Raw genomic sequence first — 19,301 nt, 5'->3', positions numbered from 1 at the left:
GATTTACTCGATTCGCCCAGGATGCTGGAGCCGCTGGGCCTGTTGAAGCAGGCTTTGGCATCTCTGGTCGGGCCTGAGGGTCGACAACGACGAACGACTGAATCGCTTCCTCCCCAAAGCCCTGCCCCCGATGTGGTAGACATCTACGAACGGCTCGAAGGTTTCGAGGCTCGTTTGTCGAACGGTGCGCAGCAGTTACAAATGTCCAAAACCAATGTTCCTGACACTCTGCACTTTGTCTGGCTCGGCGGCGGTTTGGGCGATATCCAGCGCGACTACATCAATATCTGGAAACAGACCCTGGCTGGGCAGGGTTACACCCTCAAACTCTGGTATGACAGCGATGCATTGCTGGCGTACGAAACCAATCGGATCATTGTCGAGGCGGCCAAGGCTGACGCCATGCTTAATGGCGGGCAGGCCAGTAGTAACGCTTTTGAATTAGGCGACAGGTATGAAGAGCGGGTCATCGCTCTCAAGCAACAAATGTTTGCGCACATTAATAAAGCGGTAGAGAGCGGTGAGAGCGCCGACAACGCCAGGATCGATCTGTTAGTGAGAGCCTATAGCCAAGATGAAGGACGGTTGAAAGCACTCAGGGAAACAAATCGCCAGAGTCTGTTGTCGTTGAAAGAGGGCGGTATTGTCCTTCGCGATCTCGCCACCGAGGCGACACCGTTGTACTTGCAGGACATCTACGCGAGAGAAATACGCTTGCGTGGCAACTTTGCTGCCGCCTCCGACATTGTCCGCGTCGAGGCGCTGTTCGCCGACGGTGGCAGTTATGCCGATGTCGACAACCTGCCTCCTCTGTTGGAATCGTTGGGCGGGGTGGACATCAGTCGGTTTGAGCTGAATGCACGCCTGGGTGTTTTGCAGTTGATACTTGACCACAGTCCTGAGTGGATGCCGGGGCGGCAGGTTATACGCAGCAAGTACAAAAACTATTTCGAGCGAATTCCCCTGGAGCACTATGAGGCGCTGGAGCGTTTTGCCAAGAGCAAGCCCGATCTCGCCAGTGTTTTCCGGCGCCCGGTTGAACGTCAGGTGCGACCGGATGGACTGCGTGCCGTCGTCGACCAAGGCGCGTTGAGTAACGCGTTCATGATGGCTCATTCCGGGTCAGCAATGCTCAAGGCCATACTTGACCGTTTCAGGCTGAACTATGAGGTGGTGGATGCCACCACTCGGTTAGTCACTGAAAGAAAGATTGCGCTTAACGACTTTCAGGCTATCCATGACGTTGCCAATGAAGTGGTCGAGAAAAGGTTCGGGCCCTTGTTTGAATTGTCACCGGAGGAGCAATCAGCGGGCAGGGGTTTGATCAGAGCTGCCTCTGATTACTACAGCGACGGTATCCGTCCACTGAGTGAAGTGACGATTCAACTGACCGGGCCTGCAGCGATGCGCAATGGTCTGACGGATTACGAGAAGATGCATTTCACCCCACGGGGCGCTGAAGCTTCGAGAGCTGAAGTCCTCATCCCCGCCATCGCCACCGTCAACCGGGCGACCGAGGAAGAGCAGGATCACTCCTGGAAGGAGAACGAGAGTGACATGGCTCAATGGCTGAATAGAGAACAGCAGCATTGGGAGGCCGGGCAGTTCAAAACCCGCTATGTCGGCGATGTCGCACAACTGCTCAAGTACCAGAGCATTGATTTCGATGAAGGCTGGCCGGTGATCGAAGGTCGTCATGTGTTGATCACTGATCTGTTGCAGCAACTGGCCGATGATCTCGGTGAGCCATTTCGCAAGGCAATGAGTCAGCGCCGCAACGGCAGCGTGACGTTTGAAAAACCATGGTCCCTGAGCTTCGATGACCGGCAAGCAATCATTGCTCAGGATGTCAGAAGCCATCCCCTGACTCCCCCTGCGGAGGCAGCGACACAAAACCTGTCGGTGGATGAACTGCTGAGTCAGACCGCTAAAGACCCGCTTATCAGTATGAAATTAAACCCGCTGCAATATCTGTTGCTGGGGGGGCTGTTGGGGGTCAATACACTGGATAAAAAGCATTTTGATGCCGCCAGTGCAACGCTTGAAAACCTTGCCAACTCGATGTCGGACATGGGGGTCATCCACCGTTACGGAGCCATTGAACAGGAGCTGTTCAAGCAAAGTCATCCGGCTTTCCTTGCCGGATTGAAGGGGGCTTCCAATCCGTCCGTGGCCCTGTCTGAAACCAGTGTCGATCTCAAGAAGCAGGCGCTCGCACGCCCACTGACCCTGCTGGAATGGGGACGCTCGGTGGCCAGAATTCAGCATGTGGCGAAACTCGAGTACCGCGACCGGGTCATCGAACGAACCGGTGAAGTGCTGGGGAGCTTCAAGGACAACACCTTTAAAATTGCGCCACAGGATTTGTTGCTCAAAGGTGCAGGCGACCGGGTTGCCGGGCGCTGTTACCCACTGGCTCTGGCTATGGCGGCGGCGCTCCACAAAAGCAACACGGCGGCACATACCTTGAGGGCGCGCTTTTTTCTGACCGTCATCAATTCTGAGGACGCGGATTCAAAGGCATTTGTGAGCATGATCGAGGAGTTGCGTGACGCGCCTGTCAATGACATAGGCAAACCACTGATGCGCTCAGATCTCGCTCAGGTCGTAGCGATACTGGAAGAAAAAACGGCCAGCACGACCCTGATGCTCAATTCGGACAACCACTCGATGCTAGTGGCGAAAATCTTTGAAGGCGAACGCAGCAATTACCTGTTCTACGACCCGAATTTAGGGACCTACGAGATTGGTACGTCGTTGGCGTTCAGGGGCGCATTGACGGACTTTTTCCTGCGCAAAAAAATGGCCATGCATTACGCAGCCTTTGGCGATGCGCAACGGCCGACCTTTGATCTGATCGAGCTCGATGGTGCAAAACTGAACAAGAGGGTACTTGCCTCCGGTATTGAGGTTTCAAGCCTGTCGGAGTCAGGCGCGCTGCCTGAGCAAACGGTGCCCCGTGTAAGACAACGGCTGGCCAGTGCCCGGGGACGGTCGCTGGTCAACAATGCGGCGCTGGGCAGTTCATTGCTGGAACTGGACGCGCACTGGTGGGGTGGGCAGATCGCGCAGGCGACACGGCAGTTGCAGGAGCAACACGGGCTGGCGTCGGATTCTGTTGCGCTGTTCGAGACGCTGGAGATAACCCCGACAGGGGGATTCGAAATCAGTGTGCTTAACCCCGTTTCCGAGAAGACCGTGCGTGTCACCACCAGCGATCACCGGTTTCTGAGAATTAAAAAATTCCTCTCCGAAACCTTCAATTCATTGGCCGCTCGCCCGCGTGCATCGGTCAGTCCGCTTGATCCGACGGAGGCCAGCAGCGTTCATACGCTCAATGCCGGGTTCACCGTACAAGCCCTGATGAATGCGCTACGACACCACGAGGGCGCGGCCAGCGGTAGTGACAAGGCCCTGACCACCGCCATTCGCCTGCATGCCTACGTGAACTATGCCCAACTGGCCCACGGCAACATCGTGGATGTGATCGGCGTAGTGAACCTGGTGCGTCAGGCCCTGAACGATGAAAAGCTGATCGCCCGCACTAGCGCACCGTTGGTGCAAAAGGCCTTGGGGCATATCGCCAATGAAGGCGTCGGTACTGTGCTGGGGCTGGTGAATGTCGGGTTTGATATTTATCAGTTAAGCCACGCCACCAATGACATTGAGAGGGCGCAGTTCGGCACGCAGTTGGCCTTTGATTCCGTGAGCGCGGTGGTCGGCGTAGCCGGTCTGGGTGCGGCACTGGCTGGCGCGGGTACGGTGGCTGCGGTGCTGGGAGGGGGCGGGGTGATTCTTGGCGGGCTGGCGGTAGGCATTACGGCGCTGGCCGAAGGTTTTGCCACCATTGCCGAGGAAGCCAAGGAGGTCGCGCTGTTTTTTGATGGGCTGGAAAAGGCGTACTTGCAAGGCGGCTATCACCTGGACAAGGCCTCGAATGCCTGGATAGCGCATCCCTTGCTGGTATTTGCCGATCTGGATTTACGCGCATCCACCGTCCATTTCGACAGCCCGAAACTGTTCCCGCTTCGGGACCATTTCGGGGTTCCGGATTTCGATGAGGATTACGAGCGCGCCACCGATATTCGCCAGGGGCTTGGGTTGCCGGACTCGGCGCGTTTCTTCCCACAGGCAGGACAGACAATCGTTCTGCCCTGCACCCCCAAGACCTGGTACGCCTACGAATACAAATTGCTGCCTTTTGTCACGTTTCGTCATGCCGACGGTTACGACACGGCACGTCGACTGGAAAAAAAGAACGAACAGGGGCAATGGCAGTTTCTGTTTTCGTTCTATTCGTTTCCCGGAGAGTACGTGGTCAACCGGTTGAATCCGGTCTACAAGCCAACGGTCTTCAATGTTCGTCTCGATAATGTCGAGCGTTCACTGGCAGTACCTGCGCTGCCGAAAATGTGGCACGGGCTGGTGTCCTACCGAGTAGAAGGCGCAGGGGCCCAATGTTCCGTGCTGCTCAATCCCGGGGTGAGCCTTGAACTCGCCGCACCCGGTCAGATTGCGATGCAGTGGGTGCTGCTGACGCCATGGCTGGTGGAGGCAGATATCCGGATAGAGGCCGGGGGGCGCCTAGTCTCGGGGGCATTGGATGTGACCTTCAGTGGCAGTGGTGTTCACCATGTATTGCTCAAGCTTGCGGATAACAAAATCCTGCGCGTGGATCTTGCCGCCCTGCGCATGGAGGTGGTCGAAGAAGTGGCCGATCCGGCGCTTGGGGAGCAAGCGTTGCTGGATCACTTCAAGTCATTGGCCAGTGAACATCGCCTGGCCATGCCTTATACCCCGGTTCACAACTTTGTGGTGCCCTATGAAAAGCCGGACGAACCCAGGACAGTCGTCGCGTATTACGACTCGGCTCAGGATCGTTTTCTGTACATCCGCGACCCGCAGGTGCTGTTGTCCGACGAGGTGGTATTGGGCGCAGTGTTGGAGGGTTCGGCTTACTTCTATCATCCCGATGATTTCTATGTCTGGCAGGTCAATGCGACCACCGGGACGCTGGTTCAGCGCTATCGATTGCTTTACAGAACTGGCGTGGCGATTGTCCGCTTTGAGGCCGTGGCCAATGGCGGCATTCAGATCGTGCAGCGGCTCACTGGAAAGGACGGCCAGCGCGATGAACTGACCTATGTGATCCATGACCGGAGCGTGTTGCTCAGTTCGATCACCCGCGGTCAGGATCCTGCACTTCAGTCTCTTTTAGAGGCCGACACGCTGACGGACTGGAAGCACGTACTGGGCGACTATCACCTGCCGCTGGAGTCCACCAATACGGTGAACTGGCGTCCCGCTGCACTGGTTTCGATTTGTTGGCAGATCAATGCCGAGTTGCGGGATCTGGTCTGGGTGCGCAGCGGTGATGGGTTGATTATTCGTGCACCTGCCAGGCGTCACCGTGCACGAGGATGGGCAGACTCGATCAAAGTCTTGAGTGATCTTGTGCTTATCGCTCCCGCCGGTGCCGAGGGCGAAGTGTTCGTTACCTACGACAAACTTCACCAACGCCTCATGTGCCAGCAAAGGTTGATGGTGGATGGTCGTGCACAATGGTCGACCAGCAACATCTCCCCCCTTGGGCTGAAAAATGTTGTCGCCGTTGAGCGGGACTATCTCGTCCTGACCGACGCGGGTCTGTTCTTTGACATTACGCCGCACGGGAACCTGAGATTTGGCGGGCTGACCGAGCATTGGCTCAAGGATAAAACCCAATGGTGGTTGGCGCTGGAAGCGGTTGCGTTGCAACACCCAGTGCCGAGTTTTGCCATCCTGGGTTTGACCGGTTTCAAGGGCGATGCCTTGTGCGCCTGGTACCTGGATGGTCGGCTGCTGCTCGCTGAAATGGGGCACGGCAAAGAAGTACGGTTGCTGAGTATTACTCCAGACAATCAGGCCACCTGGCTGTTTGATCTATCTACCGGGAAGATTGTCCGCCAGGGTTTTATCGATCCAGAGCACTTGAGCACAGCATTTGCCCAGGGAACGAAACTGTTAACGCCTGCGGCATTGCCAGCCGCGACGCAGGAATGGGCGAGCTGGACGTTTAGCGATGTAACAGTAGAAGGCGCTGGTCTGAGGGCCACGACGCTTGAAGGTGTGGAGGTGGATTTACAGTACAACGCACCGGCACGGATTACGGGCGTTGACAGCCATTGGGTCGCGGCGCTGGAAGGTGAGTTGAGCGAGGGGTTGGCGGCGCTGGCGAATGAACATCGATGCGCCGATTTTCTGTCCGTCGAAGACCCTGACTACCAACAATGGTACGTGGTCCGGACCGGGCGGTTGATCCGCATTCCGAAGACCGCTGTCGCTGCGCAATTCACACTCGTCGGCACCCAGCATCAAACCAACGTGATACTGCATGACTCCAGGGATGGTTTTTTGCACACCTATCCGCAAAACAACAGGGTCGGGCCGCTCGACTATGTCCAGCGCAACGCCGAAGTATTGGTGGTCGAAGGGCCAAAGACGGGCAGCGACCTGCTGCCGCTGATTGCCGATGATGTCAGCATCCTGGTGCTCAAAATGGGTGAGGGTTCAACGACCTGTCGGCTTACCAGGGCGGCGTGGTTGAAACTTCAATCGGTCATTGTCGATTGCCGCCCTTCGCTCGACCACTCGCCCTCGGTTCCGGGAAAACTGATCTGGGATATCGTGGTTGCGGATCAGTTGTGGGCAAGCCGGGTCGATGAGCACTTGGTGATTGTGGATGCCGACAGCGGACACAGTTTGATCTTTCGCGACGTGTTCTCGACGGATGTCGTTTTGCAACGGAACGTATTTCTGACGATGAGCGGCTATCAGTCCTTCGCGGTGTCAACACTGGTGAGTGCCCTGGCCAGGAATGGCAGCACGAGCAGTGTGTTACTCAAAGACATTTTGCCCACCGCAATAGTTGAAACGATAGAAGGTTGAGTTCTGACAGCCACTGACACATTGAGCCTGTTCGATGGGTGAGTGGCTGTCAGCTTTTTACATATGGATATGAAAATGAAAAGTACAACTGGCGAAACACTAAATCAGACTGACACTTTCCCCACGCCGTTTGATCGCAGCGAATTGGAGTTTGCGTTGAGCGGTTTCAAAGATATGCCGGCGCACGCAGCGGCCTTGCGTTACTTCGACGGTGCTAGCGAAGCGTCGACGCTTGACGCTCAACTGACGGCGATAAGTCTATTGAAGGAAACGCTTGAATCTACAAACCCGAAAGGTTCGGCGGCCACACTGCCAAAAGTCCGGGATAAATTGACGGACTATTTCCTGCGTTTGAGTACAACGGTCGAACTCCTGAATACCGCCAAACCCGTGCCTAAAAAGTTGCACTTTGTCTGGGTGGGCGGGGGCATTGGTGCTATTCAGGGAGACTACATCAATGTCTGGAGGCAAATGCTTGCCCCGCAGGGTTACAGCCTCAACCTGTGGTATGACAGCGATGCGTTGCTGGCCCATGAGACCAATCGCATTATCGTCGAGTCAGCCAAAGCGCTGGGGGCGATTTCTGCGCCACAAGGCGCAGTCGATACGTCTGCTGCGCTGGGTCGCCGTTACATCGAGCGAACGCGAGTGTTGCGACAGCAAATGTTCGAGCATATCCAGACGGTCACACAGGCGGGCGGTAGCGCCGATCAGGCGCGAATCGATCTTTTAGTCAGTGCCTATGGCCAGGATGAAAGTGCGCTCAAGGCGCTCAAAGCCCGCAATCTTCAATCTCTGCAACGCCTGGAAATGGCTCATCGAGACATACACGTAGAGCTTATCGATCAACCGTTGTTCGATATTTATGAGCGCGAAATATCGTTTCGCACCAACTTGGCGGCTGCATCCGATATCACACGTTTACAAGTTCTGAATAGCGAGGGTGGAACCTATCTTGATGCTGATTTGCTGCCGTCTCTGCATAAAGTGCTCGGTGGTGTGGACCTCGCCGCCTTCAGTGCCGAAGAACGTATAGGTGTGATGCAGGTATTGTTTGATTACAACCCGACACTACTTCCGAATCGGGGACAGGCCTATGCGGATTTTCGCCCCAAGGTGCCCGAACAACACCGAGAGGCGATAACCGCATTTGCCAAAAGCGCGCCGTCCCTCAGCGATATTTTTGCCCCGTTCAATGACGTCATGGTTGCGTCGAACGGTCTGCGTGTCGGTAATAAAAACACGCCTGATTCGATGGCGAATCAAATCAAGACGCCATTCAACGGATTATCCAATGCCCTGTTGAGTGGTCATGCGGGTTCTGCACAACTCGCCGCCGTTATGGAAAAAATTCGCAGCAACTATCAATTCCTGGACCGGGTAGTTGCGCAGGCCTTGAGCAGCCATGTATCGCTTCAGGATCGCCAGGCATTTCCCGATCTGATTATCCGGGAGCTGGAGAAACAACACGGTCCGATTTCAAGCTGGAACTCGAATCTGCAAAGCCTCAACAGTTTTTTGCAGGCGATCAATGACTATGATGCCGACGGGATCAGATTCGGTGCCCAGTCGGCCATTGCGATGAGCGGGCCGACGGCGGTGTCCAGCGGGTTGAGTGACTTTGTCGACGACCATGCGGTGCTTGAAAGCCGCCAACAGATCAGTGACAAGGTTGACCTGTTCGACGGCTTTAACCTCGCCACCGAAGAAGAAACCCATCACAGCTGGAAAGACAATGCCAAAACTGAGGCGGCCTGGTTCGAGCTTGAGACAACAAAAGCGAGCCAGGGCGGCTATAAGGCCCATTTCAAAGGGAACATCACGGAGCTGCTTAAAGGTCAGCTCATGACGTTTGAAAAGGGTTGGCCTGTGATTGAAGGCCGCCCGGTTTTACAGACCGACATCTTGCAGCAGTTGGTGGATGACCTGGGAGCCCCCTTCATCCGGGCCATGAACGAAAAGCTTAGCGGCGACCTGAGCTTCGATAAGCCTTGGTCCCTGAGCTTCGATGAGCGTCAGCGGATCCTGGCGCAAGCCCCTGTCGAACTTCCGGTCTCGCACGGTTTTGAGCCGATCGGCAATCTGAATGAAATGATCGTTCGCATTGGCCACGACTCTCTGCCGCTTGATCAGTTGAGCCCGGTGCATCGAGTACTACTCGGCGGGCTGTTCGGCGCGCAAACGCTGGATAATGCCGGCTTCGACGATGCCTGGCAGCACACCCGAGCCCTTGCGCAGAGCACCACCGACCTGGGTTTCGCCCAGCGTTATCTGGCCATCGAGCAGGCCTTGCTCACACGCAGGCATCCTGCATTCGAAGCCGGGTTTGCAGCTGCCCAGGCAAGGGTTGAGCCATCGAAGAGCAGCGCTCAAGTGCTCAAGGCCCTCGCGTTCGAGAAACCGCTGACCTTGCGCCAATGGGGCGAGCACATGGCCCAGATCAGGTTTCAGGCCCAACATGAGCTGCGTCAACACATCTTCCAGCGCAGCGCCACGGTGCTGGAAACCTTCATCGAGCAAGGTGCTTCGACGGGGAGGTTGATGCCTCAGGGTTTATTGGTCAGGGGTGAAGGCGATCCTGGAAGGCGTTGTTATCCGCTGGTATTGGCCATGGCGGCGGCCATCGAAAAAGGCCCCTCGGCTGTGGACGCTTTGAGCGGCAGGTTGGCCAATGCCAACCTTGCGCCCGACGCCAATGAAACCCATGCTTTTCTGCGAACCCTCGATGAGCTGCGAACTGTGCCAATGGCGCGGTCGGGCGTTTTATCAGGAGCGTTCGGGCTGGATCAGGTCATGCGGACCCTGCAAGCCAGTACTTCCACCCGTACCTTGATGCTTAACACCGAAAGCCATTCCCTGTTGGTGGCAAAAGTCGTCGCTGGCGAGTCGAGTGCCTACCACTTCTACGATCCGAATTTCGGTGTCTTCGGATTTGAACAGGCGCAGGACCTGCACCGTGGTCTTGAGCGGTTCCTCAGCAGCCCTGAGCTGGCCAAACTCTATGAGATCAATCACGTGATGGAAGCGACGTTCAACGTCGTCGACCTCAATGGTCCACGTGTTGCCGATCTGACGCTTCCATCGCAGATCAATGTGTCAGGTTTGCTGAGTCATGATCCGATCAGCATCGGGGTAACGGTGGCGCCATGGGAACACCATGCTGAGTTACGGGCCCGTTCATTGGTGGAAAATGCCCGACTGGGGCGAGGGCTGAACGAACTGGACGCCCGTCACTGGGCGCAGCAGATTCAGCACAGCGCTGATCGCCTCCACGCGGAAAGTAGCCTTGGGCGAGACTTTGTTCCGGTGTTCGACAGTGTGCGAGAGGTGTCTGGTGGACACTATGAAATCAGCCTGGTCAATCTCAAGGATCCTGCGCGCACCGTCAGGGTACCAAGCACTGACGGTGTTCTTCCGCGGATCCGCTCCTACCTGACGGAGACTTTCCAGACACTGTCGGTCAAGCCGTCAGTGCCGGGCAGGGTTGACCCGAGCGATGTCAGCGCCGTGCATACCTTGAATGCAGCTTTTACGGTTCAGGCGCTGTTGGTAGCGCTCCAGTCTCATGAGCAAATCAGCGCCATCAATGAAGACCGCAGCCTGACGACAGCAGTGCGAATGCACGGTTACCTCAGTTACGCGCAACTGGCCCATGGCAATCTGCTCGACATCGTGGAACTGGTCAAACTGGTCAGGGTGGCGTTGAACGACGCACCGCTGGTGGCCCGAACCACCTCCTCGGTAGTGGTCAATGCGCTGGGACATATTGCCAGGGATGGTTTGGCCACGGTGATGCAACTGGCTACTCTGGGTTTCGATATCTATCTGCTGGCCAATGCCAAGGACGATCTGCAACAGGCGCAATACGGTACTCAGTTGGCGTTCGATTCCGCGGGGTTGGCACTGTCCGCGGCCGGCATAGGCGCCGGCCTGGCAGGTGCCAGTACGGTGGCTGCGTTTCTTGGCGGAGCCGGTGTGATCCTGGGTGGGTTCGCCATTGGCATCAGTGCGCTGGTTGAAGGGTTCAATGGCACGTTGGAACGAGGACGGCGGATCGGTCAGTACCTGAACCGCGTCGATAAGGCGTATCGCTCGGGCGGTCACTCGATCAGGGAGGGTGTGTTTTATCCGAATCCTTACGCGGCCATCCGCGAGATTGATTTGCGCAACCAGCGGCTGACGTTTGACAGTCAGGAAATTTTGTCGGCCAACACCTATACGCTGAACCCGCCAGATCAGAATCCTGATCGTTCGAAAGCCATCAACATTCGTCAACACCTCGGGTTGCCGGAGCATGCGGCGATTGGCGATTTGACGACCTTTCAGGCCATTGTCCTGCCGTGTGTGGCCAAGACCTGGTTCGGTTTCGATTACTCGGCCCTGCCGTTTTCGACCACGCGTTCCGAGCATTTTGAAACCGCGCTGAAGCTGGAGTACGACACAGCAGGCAATCGCCAGTTCTGGTTTACCTTTTACAAGTTCCCCTCCGAGTACATCCTGCACAACTTGTATCCGATAGAGGTCGAGACGACGATCAGAGTCTTACTGGATGAGGAACCGCGTTTGTTGCTGGTGCCCGAGCTGCCCAAGATGTTGCACGGCAAGCTGACCTACAGTGTTGAAGGGGTGGGTGGTCATTGCGCGCTGACACTCGCCCCGGGCGTGCGCTCGATCAATCTGTCACAGGCAAAGGCTCGCTCCATGGCCTGGACGCTGCATGCGATCTGGTTGAGCGAAGAGGACATCGTTGTCAGCGAGGGCCTTTTGAAGGTGGGGGCTATCGACGTTCATGTCATGGGCACACCCGAATTGGTTATCCAGACTTCGCATAACTCGTTTCGAGTTAACTGGGCGAATCGGCAACTGCTGCTCGAAGAGCTGGAGAACGATCCGACTGCCGACACCGCGATGATCCAGGCCCGAGTCAGGAACCTGGCCCGCGCCAATCGTTTAGCCAGCCCATTCACCGCGGTACAGAATTTCCCGGTTCCGTTCGCAGACCCACAAGAACCACAATTCACTGCGGCTTTTTATGAGCAGGCCCGTGATCGTTTCATCTACGCTCGCGACCTCCCACCAGCCCTGGCGAACCAAGCCAGGCTGGGCGCGGTTATTGGTGGGCAGGCGTATTTCTATTGCTCCCGGGAAGCACTCATCTGGCGCTCTGACGTGGTCACCGGGCAAGTCAATCGATTCTATAGGCTGATGGACCCGGTGCCCGGTTCGAGCATTTCGGTGTTCCAGGTCCTGGGGCAGGGGGTCATTCGGATTGTCCAGCAAGTGACCCAGCGCACTGGGCGTGAAGCTGAGGTGGTCTACCTGTTGGGTGAGGACGAAGTCTTGCTGCTGGCGATTGCAGGTCATTTGACCGAGCGCCAGCAAGACCTGCTGCTCAAGGGCGTGATGCGGGGGTGGTCGAACTTCCTGTGGGATTACGAATTGTTGGTCAAGGACTCCAAACTTTGGCCTTTGACCCAAGTGAAAGTCGTGGATTATCAGCCAGCGGCGTTTGTCTCGATAACACCTTTGACACAGGGCAGAAAGGAATCGCTCAGCACGTGGGTCCGTTCTGCCGATGGCCTGCTGATTCGTCCCGCTGTGCCGCAGATTGAGGGACCGCGCGGCCCGGTCAGCCCGATGTTGCTGACTCCCGCGACCAGGAAGGGGGATACCGTCCTGTTCTTTGACAAGCTCAATCGGACCCTCTATCGCCAGAAGATCGGGACGACCGTCAGCGGTGCGGATGCCCAGGCTGAGCGTACCGAGCCCTGGAATGTGATTGAAGTCATCGCTAATGAAAAACGCTACGTTGCGTTGACCAGAGAAGGGCTGTATTTCGATATCAACGAGCAAGGGCAGTCGCAGCTGGCCGGAGTCTCCGAAGACTGGCTGGAGGATGCCAGAGGGCCGTTGGGCATAGGCTTTGAGTTCTGGACCGACGTTGAGGCGCTTGCGAAGGCGCATCAAGCATCGAGCTTTTCGATTCTTGGTCTGGGTAGCGGCGTACGGGATGAAAAGCTGTGTGCCTGGTACGTCGACCATCGATGGCTGATGGCGGATATGGGCCCCGGCAAGGTCATGCAGTTGGTGGCAACGACGCCAAATGAGGAGACGGGCTGGCTGCTGGATGTTTCCGTTGGGCAACTTTACCGCCAAGCGTTCCTTGAGCCTGAAAAACTACCGACCCTCTTTGACAATGGTCTGCAGCTTCTGCGGCAGGACCTGTTGCCTGTGCCACAAAAGGTCTGGCCCGAATGGTCTTTTGCACAGGTATGGACACATGGCTCCGGTCTGCGAGGGCGGACGCTTGAAGGGGTTGAACTCGAGATGATGTTCGGTGAACCGGCACGTATTTTCGGCGTCACGGGAGGCTGGGTGCTGGCGCAACAGGGGACGAAAGACCCATACGATGCGAGGTTGAGGCAAGCGTTGAAGGCGCTGGTGAGCAAACATCCCCACGAAGCATTTGTATCGGTTGGCGGTTACTCGGGCTACCAATGGTATGTCGAGGGTATCGATCGTGTGGTGGGTGAGGTCGATACGAGACTGGAAACCCGACTGCTGGGTGTTCGAAACAAAACGGTTGCCTTGTTACATGAAACGCCCAGCCAACTGACATACAGCGCTTCGAAGGATGTGTGGCTGGAGAACAGCATTGCTCGTCGTGAAGACGAGGTACTAATGCTGGAATTTCAGGGCGAGCTCAGTGACGTTATGCCGTTGATACCTGACGACATAACACAGTTGATCTTGAGTTATGGGCCAAGAGCGATCAGCTGCAGCCTATCGAGCACTGTCTGGCAGCGGCTTGAATGCATTATGGTTGATTGTCGTCGTTCGTTGAGCGCTGAGTCACTGATGCCTGGCACGTTGATTCTGGATACCGGGGCGCAGGATGCGTGGCGGGTCAGTCTGGTTGAAAATCAGTTGCTGTTCACTGACCCGAATACCGGACACAGCCTGATCCTGCTCAACCACTCCGACGGTTTGACTGAGCGCCGTGCGATGAGCCTGAGTCTTCAGGTTCATGGCACCACAATGACCGTAACCCTTGATGAGTTCGTGCAGGCACTGGCCATCGATGGCAAGGACAGGCAGCTTGCCGCACTAATGACGAAGGAGGGCGTCACGGAACCAGGTAGCCCTTCACCCCGGTAAAGATGATCTGCGCCGCCAATGCGCAGACGAACAACCCCATCAACCGGCTGACGATCTGCAACCCCTGGTCGCCGAGAATGCGCTCGATGCGGTTGGACAGGTAAAGCACCACGCCAACCGTAAAACTGGCCAGGGCAATACTGAGAATGGCTGTGAGTTTGTCGTCCCAATGAGGCTGACTCACGCCCATCACCAGCAAGGCGCCGATGGTGCCGGGGCCGACTGTCAGGGGAATGGTCAGCGGGACGATGGTGACGTCCTGCTGCACATTGTCGGTCTGCACCGCCGACTTGCCCTGAGCCATGCCCAGTGCCGAGATGAACAGCACACTGCCGGCACCGATGCGAAAGGCGTCCACGGTGATGCCAAAGACACTGAAAATCACCCGCCCGAACAGGTACAGCAAGACGCTGGAGACCAGGGTGGCAGTCGCCACTTTCCAGGCCAGTCGACGTTGTTCCTTGCGCGAATAACCGCGGGTCAGACTGATAAAGCAGGACAAAACGAAGAACGGGCTGTAGAGCACCAGCATCTTCAGGTAAACGCTGAACAACACGTGGAGCATGGTTTAGGCTCGCATCAGGAGAGAGGATGACGAGGAGTCTATCAGTCTGTTAGTTGCTTGTGGATGTGAGTTATGAGAGACGCGTCAGTTAATTTTCCGGCAGGGTGTTTTTATAGCTAGTTGGGTGTTGTTGTAACTTGTTTTGGGGCGGTGGATATAATGTTACAGGTTTAGGTTTGTGGTTGTTAATTTGTTTGGTTATTGTTTTATCGCAAGTTCATGAGGAACTTGTCTGGTATTTTTATAAGGAATTCATTGTGTATAATAAAGCTATTCGTGAAAGTTATGTTGCTGCCTGTATTGAGGCGATTGAAGAGTGTGAGATCGACGAGCAGGTAATTATTCGTCCTCGTGGCCTGATGGGTGTGGGCGACGAGATCGAAGCACCGTCGAAAGGCTCTATTGTGGGTGAAGGCACGTTGGGCTTTTCTGGCAAACTCAGTGCCGAAAACAGGTCGGATGCTCAAAACGCCTTTCTCTTTGCAAGCCGTGCAGCGAACAAACTCTACCCAGCAGAACATCAGGGCAAAGAGTGGTATTTGAGGTTCCGGGAAGTCATGACCATCGCAGGTTGGACGCCTGTCAGCAAGTACTACAGTGATCTGGAAGTCGGCGGCACCAGCGTCCGTATGGACAAGCTGGTGCTGGAGATTCTCGGTTCGGTGGTTGCCGGCGTTGCATTGCCTGGTCCGTCGACTGCGTTGATGCTCAAGGTCGCGGGTGATGCGATCGCGGCCCTGCAAAAGCGTGACACGGCTGCCCTGACTGTTTATGAGCAAAATCTGCTGAAAGACGGCGTCGGCGGAATCTCGGCCGGTGCGTGTGTCGAAGTCGACGGTGAGGCAATCATGGCCGTGGGTGCAGTGCGTTTTAATCGCAAGAGCACCTCCACCCAAGTAATGTTCGTGGATGTGGATATCCGAAATGTGAGCCTGTATCGCGGTGAAACGGTATTTGCCAAAAATACATTGGTCGCTGATGCAGTTCGTGAGTCCATCAAGAGCAAACTTGTCCCTCATAAAGACCAGATCGCAGAAATTGATATCTAATTGATCTAAATAGGCAGTCGGTTATCGGCTGCCTTTTTTTTGTCGAGGGCGTTGATATGAGTTACGAATATTCTGTATTGATCGTTGGGGCTTGTGTCGTGATTATTCCGGCCGCGGATGGGGCGGCCCAATATACGGATCTGGTCAATTCCGTGTTGCTGGCGCAACTGATTGCCAATAAGAAGATCGAAAAAGCTCCGGAAATTGACTGGTACAACACTTATGTAGAATTTCTGGATGATTACTGGCTGCGACGTACAAGAGGGCGACAGGATTGGTCTATCGCCCAAGACAGTGTCGAGTCTGTCAGCGACTGGGTCATTGCAACGATTTCACAAGATGCTGTGGATAAAGGAAGCACTACGGCGGCAACATTGCAGCGGCTGGCAAGGTTGTCCGGCAACGAGCCTGCAATGGGTTTGCTGCGCGGTCACATGCAGAAAATATCCACTGACGAGTCGGGTGATGTACTTGCGCCCGCAAAGGCTGTGCGTTTGCTGGTAGTTATCGCGCAGACGCCGAGATCGGTCGCAAGCGTGTATGTCGAGCTTAAGACCCGCCAGATCATCAGTGCCAATCCGCTGGCCCAGCGACATCTGGCTGAGGATGTACAAGGCAGCGTTTGCATGCGCTACGCCGCTGCTAACTTGTCCGAAACTCTCTACAGCCCCGTGCGCGACGCCATTGCCTTGAAGGTCAGGGACAAGTATCAGGACAACGTAGCGATGTTGACATTGAGCGATGATGCTTCGGCCATGGAGATCTGTGCGGCAGATTGAGTCATGCCTGGTTTGATTGCCCTACACGCCTGCCTGGAACGTTGATACCGTGCGATTCTGATGATCACGCTCAGCTACCCAGTGCTCGATCAGTTCCCGCAACTGCGACAACTCCACCGGTTTGGCCATATGCCCATCCATGCCGGCCTGGCGCGCGCGCTCTTTGTGTTCGGCAAGAATGTGCGCAGTCAAAGCCACCACCGGCGTGCGAATCCGCTGATTGCCGACTTCCCAGGCGCGCAATTGCTGAGTCGCGGAGAAGCCGTCGAGGATCGGCATTTCGCAGTCCATCAGCACCAGGTCATAACGCTGGGCTTTCATCGCCTGCAAGGCTTCTTCACCATTGCTGGCGGTATCCGGTTGCAGGTTGAGTTTGCCTAGCATGCCGCGAATCACCTTGGTCGAGATGCTGTTGTCTTCCGCCACCAGGATGCGGAAATCGCTGGGTACCTTCACTGGTAAGGTCGGGCCGGTGGTCAGGTGCTGCGAGAGGGAGAGGCCCTTGTTTCGCTGGTTCAGCTCGTCGGCCAACGTCGTCTTGAGGGTATAACCGGCCACCGGTTTGGCGAGGATGCGTTTGATCCCCGAGTTGCGCGCGATGATCTTGCTGGGCGCATTGCTGATGCCGGTGAGCATGATCAGCAGGATGTCATGGTTCAGGCTCGGGTCTTCCTTGATCTTGGCCGCCAGTTGCATGCCGGTCATGCCGGGCATGTTCTGGTCCAGCAGGACCACATCGAAGTAATCGCGCAAGTGAGCCTTGGTGCGCAGCAGCGCCAGCGCTTCCTTGCCGGACGCTACGGCACTGACATTCAGACCCCAAGCGCTGCACTGTTGCACCAGCACTTTGCGACACGTGTCGTTATCGTCCACCACCAATACCCGTGCACCCTGCAGGGGGCCATCAAGGTCAGATGTCGGGTGTTCGAGGCGGTCAGGGTCCAGCGGCAGGGTCAGCCACAAGGTGCTGCCCTGATTGGCGCCGCTCTTGATCCCGAACTCCCCGTGCATCAAGCGAATCAGCTGACGGGCGATCACCAGCCCCAGGTTGCCTCCCAAACGGGTGGCCGAGAGGAAGTGCTTGCTGTGCAGTTCAGCGTGCATCAATGCATCGCGCTCTTCGGTGTCCATCGGCTCACCGCTGTCCTGTACGGCAATGCGCAAGCGCGGTTTGACACTGCGCTCATCGAGCGCGACGACGATCAGGATTTCGCCTTCGTCGGTTTTCTTCAGAGCGTTTTCCAGCAGGCTCAGCAGGGTCTGGCGCAGGCGCGTCGGGTCACCGCTGATGACGCGCGGCACTTGCGGCTGGATAAAGCTGATCAGCTCGACGTTCTGTTGTTCGGCTTTGGCGCGGAAGATGCTCAGGCAGTCTTCGATCAGTGCATTGAGGTCGAACTGCACATCGTCCAGTTCGATCTGCCCGGACTCGAGCTTGGAGATGTCGAGAATCTCGTTGATCAGTGTCAGCAGTTCGTTGCCGGCACTGTGGATGGTCTGTACATAGTCGCGCTGCTTGACCGAGAGCGGCGTGCCCAGCAGCAACTCGGTCATGCCCAGCACGCCATTCATCGGGGTGCGGATTTCGTGGCTGATCTTTGCCAGGAATTCGGCCTTGGCGTTGATCTCGGCGTTGCTGGCGGCCAGGTCGCGGCTGACGCTGAAACGGTCTTCGGTGATGCTGCGCTGACGTTCACTCAAGGCAATGCTCATCAACACGCCGCTGATGCAGATTAACCCCAGCAGCGTCATGATCAAGCCCTGCGGTGCGACCAGGGTCAATCCCAGCAGGGCCGGCAACATGATCAGAGTGCCAATGTTGAACACCACCATCGCCGCGACGAACAGGCGCGCCGGGCGATAACCTTTTTGCCAGTGATAGGCGCTGACGAACAACATGCTCAGGCCTGCCAGCGCGACCAGGGCATAGGTCATGATGTTCAGGGGCAGCGTGTTGACGAACAACAGCAGCAAGCTGCAAACCACGATGAACAGAATGTCCCCCATCAGCAGTTTGTTCAGTGGGTGCGGGCCGAGTGGGGTGAAGAAGCGATAGGCGAACATCAGGCCGCACGGCGCCGTCAGCAGCAAGGCGAAATAGGCGCCGGGTGTTTGCACCGCATGCCAGTTCGGCAGCCAGGGCCCTGCCAGATTCAGCAACAGCAACAGGCTGAGCATCAACAATGTTTCACATCCGGCTAGCCAGAAACTGCTGCGTGAGCGGCTATAGGCGTAGCGGACGAGGCTGTACAGGATCAACATCCCGAGGCAACCGAACAACAGTCCGTAGATCAGCGTCTGATTCTGATTGGCTGCGGTCATGACCGCCGACTGCAGGGTGATGTAAGGCCTCAGCTGATGGTCGGAGACCAGTCGCAGGTAAACATCGAGAGGTTTTTCGTTTTGCGGCAGCGGCAACATGAAGTCGCTGCTGGGCAGCGGCCGTTCAGCCTGGGGCTGGCCGGTGCCGGTGTTCAGTTGCTCGATCAGCGTGTCGCCGTCCAGCACATACAGATTGAGGTGTGACAGGTCGGGCGCGAATACCCGCAGCAACTGTTCATGGTTGCCGGGAGCGAGTCTGAAACGTAGCCATAACGCACCATCGGGTTCGGCGGCGGTGAGGCGGTCCAGCTCAATGGGGCTGAATTGATTGGTGTAGCGAGCGGAACGGATGTCGCTGAGTTGCAGGTCGCCCTGTTCGTCGAGCAATACCGCCCAGCCACTGCCTTGCGCGGCCTGGGCCGGGAGCATGCAGAGCAAGGTCAGCAGCGTGACGGTGAATCCTATGGCAATCCTGAGCCAGCGCACGGCGAAATCCCTTCG

At 56.5% G+C, this 19,301-nt stretch carries 6 protein-coding genes; 4 read left to right on the top strand and 2 right to left on the bottom strand.

The genetic code is table 11. The features are described 5' to 3' along the window. The first annotated feature begins 21 nt into the window (after nucleotides 1–21). Both DFS28_RS07345 and DFS28_RS07340 read left to right on the top strand, forming a co-directional pair. Nucleotides 22–6,927, top strand: a complete 6,906-nt coding sequence (locus DFS28_RS07345) for a TcdA/TcdB pore-forming domain-containing protein (protein WP_256596854.1) — start codon at nucleotides 22–24, stop codon at nucleotides 6,925–6,927. A 42-nt stretch (nucleotides 6,928–6,969) separates the two neighbouring features. After that, nucleotides 6,970–14,085, top strand: a complete 7,116-nt coding sequence (locus tag DFS28_RS07340; RefSeq protein ID WP_146604225.1) for a TcdA/TcdB pore-forming domain-containing protein — start codon at nucleotides 6,970–6,972, stop codon at nucleotides 14,083–14,085. Here DFS28_RS07340 and DFS28_RS07335 read toward each other — a convergent pair. Continuing rightward, the gene (locus DFS28_RS07335) at nucleotides 14,054–14,650 is read right to left on the bottom strand and encodes a MarC family protein (protein WP_007937197.1); all 597 of its coding nucleotides are present in this window, start codon (nucleotides 14,648–14,650) and stop codon (nucleotides 14,054–14,056) included. The genes DFS28_RS07340 and DFS28_RS07335 overlap by 32 nt on opposite strands. Nucleotides 14,651–14,907: 257 nt before the next feature. On the opposite strand from DFS28_RS07335, the gene DFS28_RS07330 reads away from it, so the two are divergent. Next, nucleotides 14,908–15,699 (top strand): hypothetical protein, encoded by a 792-nt coding sequence (locus tag DFS28_RS07330; protein ID WP_111449196.1) that lies wholly within the window; start codon nucleotides 14,908–14,910, stop codon nucleotides 15,697–15,699. A gap of 56 nt (nucleotides 15,700–15,755) precedes the next feature. Further along, a complete protein-coding gene (locus DFS28_RS07325; protein WP_111449195.1) occupies nucleotides 15,756–16,478 on the top strand; it encodes a hypothetical protein in 723 nt (240 codons plus the stop codon). 21 nt (nucleotides 16,479–16,499) lie between these two features. Here DFS28_RS07325 and DFS28_RS07320 read toward each other — a convergent pair whose 3' ends face one another. Next, the gene (locus tag DFS28_RS07320) at nucleotides 16,500–19,286 is read right to left on the bottom strand and encodes a hybrid sensor histidine kinase/response regulator (RefSeq protein ID WP_111449194.1); all 2,787 of its coding nucleotides are present in this window, start codon (nucleotides 19,284–19,286) and stop codon (nucleotides 16,500–16,502) included. Nucleotides 19,287–19,301: the final 15 nt, after the last annotated feature.

This window comes from Pseudomonas sp. 478, assembly GCF_003254125.1.
GTDB lineage: Bacteria > Pseudomonadota > Gammaproteobacteria > Pseudomonadales > Pseudomonadaceae > Aquipseudomonas.
The sequence above is the reverse complement of the archived record's forward strand: the minus strand, read 5'-3'. Positions and strand labels throughout refer to the sequence as shown.